Source organism: Streptomyces sp. W16 (genome assembly GCF_033194735.1).
In the GTDB taxonomy this organism is placed as follows: domain Bacteria; phylum Actinomycetota; class Actinomycetes; order Streptomycetales; family Streptomycetaceae; genus Streptomyces.
Genome location: NZ_JAWOAI010000938.1, coordinates 1 through 2,144, shown reverse-complemented (window position 1 = coordinate 2,144; position 2,144 = coordinate 1). Strand labels below are relative to the sequence as shown.

The 2,144-nt window shown below is 72.3% G+C and carries 2 protein-coding genes; both read right to left on the bottom strand.

What is annotated here, in order from left to right:
• On the bottom strand, positions 1-1,095 hold a 1,095-nt coding region (locus R6V09_RS51655), incomplete at its 3' end, for an ATP-dependent helicase (protein ID WP_317888330.1).
• Between the two features lie 100 nt (positions 1,096-1,195).
• The coding region (locus R6V09_RS51650; RefSeq protein ID WP_317888329.1) for a RecB family exonuclease at positions 1,196-2,144 on the bottom strand (949 nt) is incomplete at its 5' end.

The following is a 2,144-nucleotide window of genomic DNA, read 5'->3' as shown; positions in this document are numbered from 1 at the left end:
CACGCCCGCGTGCATGGCGCGCAGGGGTTCCGCGAGGTTGTTGGCGAGGTCAAGGAGGCGGCCACCGCTGCGGCGGTTCTCGCTGAGCGCCTGGCGGGCGGCGAGGCGGCCGTCGGCGTGCGCGAAGTGTTCGGGGAAGTCGTCGAGGTTGGCGACGGACGCGCCGCGCCAGCCGTAGATCGCCTGGCAGGGGTCGCCGACGGCGGTCACCGGGTGGCCCGTGCCGGCGCCGAACAGGCCTGCCAGGAGGATGCGTTGGGCGACCGAGGTGTCCTGGTACTCGTCGAGCAGCACCACCCGGAACTCGTCGCGCAGGATCTCGCCGACCTCGGGGCGGGTGCGCGCCAGGGTCGCGGACAGGGCGATCTGGTCGCCGAAGTCGAGCAGATCGCGCTCACGCTTGGCGGTCCGGTAGCGGCTCACCAGTTCGGTGAGTTCACGGCGGGCGGCGGCTGCCTCGGGGACCTTGCGGAGCTCGGGGTTGCTGAGCTTGCGGCCCTCCAGGTCGCGCAGCAGCTCGGCGTCGTACGCGCGCAACGCCTCGGGGCGTACGAGGTGTTCGGACAGCTCGGCGTCGAGGGTGAGGAGGTCGCTGACGAGGTCCGGGAAGGAGCGGGTGAGCGCCGGATAGGGGCCGGGGGCTTCGCGCAGCACGCGCGCGGCGAGCTGGAAGCGGGTGGCGTCGGCGAGCAGGCGGGCTGTTGGTTCGAGGCCGATGCGCAGGCCGTGGTCGGTCAGGAGGCGGCCCGCGAAGGCGTGGTACGTCGAGATCACGGGCTCGCCCGGGGGGTTGTCCGGGTCGATGACGTCGGGGTCGGTGACGCCCGCCTTGATCAGCGCCTTGCGGACGCGCTCGGCGAGTTCACCGGCGGCCTTGTTGGTGAAGGTCAGGCCGAGGACCTGCTCCGGGGCGACCTGGCCGGTGCCGACCAGCCACACCACACGGGCCGCCATCACCGTCGTCTTGCCCGACCCGGCTCCGGCCACGATCACCTGCGGGGCGGGCGGCGCGACGATGCAGGCCGTCTGCTCCGGGGTGAAGGGGATGCCGAGGAGCTCCTTGAGCTGATCGGGATCGGTGATACGGGCGGGCATGTCGGAGAGGCTAGCGGCGGCCACTGACAGTCGAGGACCAATCGCCCTCAGGGGCAGAAGAAGCGCAGGTCAGCACATGTGGTGCGATGTGTCACGCGCGCTACTCGACCACGTGTCGTCCCTCGGGCCGCGCGCTGCACGAGGCCCGGAACGCGCAGTGCGTGCAGTGCTGGCCGGCCTTCGGCGTGAACCGTTCGTCGAGGACCTTGCCCGCGGCCGTGGCCAGCAGTTCACCGGCCCACTCCCCCTCCAGGGGCTCCTGAGCCTGCACCTTGGGCAGGGCTTCGCCGCCGTCCCGTTGGGCGGCGCCCTGGCGCAGCTGGACGAGTTCGGCACCGCCCGGTTCGGGGCGTACTCCGTCGAAGGCCTCGTCGACGGCGCCCTCGCGGACCGCCAACTGGTAGACGGCGAGCTGGGGGTGGCGCTCCACCTCGCGGGCGGTCGGCGTCTGTTTGCCGGTCTTGAAGTCGACGACGTAGGCGCGTCCCTCGCCGTCCGTCTCGACGCGGTCCATGGAGCCGCGGATGCGCACTTCGTAGTCGCCCGCTTCGAGGGTGACGTCGAAGTCGTGCTCGCTGGCGACCGGCGTACGGCCGGTGCGGACGCCGTTGGAGTCGACGTGCCACTTCAGGAAGCGTTCGAGCGCCACGCGCGCGTTGTCCTTCTCCTGCGCCGACTTCCAGGGCGCGTCGAAGGCGAGCGCGTTCCACACGGTGTCGAGGCGTTCCATGAGGACGGCCAGGTCGGCGGGGGTGCGCCCGGAGGCGACCTCGTCGGCGAGGACGTGCACCACGTTCCCGAAGCCCTGGGCGGCGGTCGCGGGGGCGTCGGCCTTCACCTCGCGGCCCAGGAACCATTGCAGGGCGCAGGTGTTGGCGAGTTGGTCGAGGGCGCTTCCGGAGAGCACGACGGGCTGGTCGCGGTCGCGCAGCGGCACCTTGCTCTCGGTCGGCTCGAACATGCCCCACCAGCGGTACGGGTGCGCGGACGGGACCAGCGGGCGGCCCTCCTCATCGGCCAGTGCGGCCAGCCGGGCCAGCCTCCGCGCG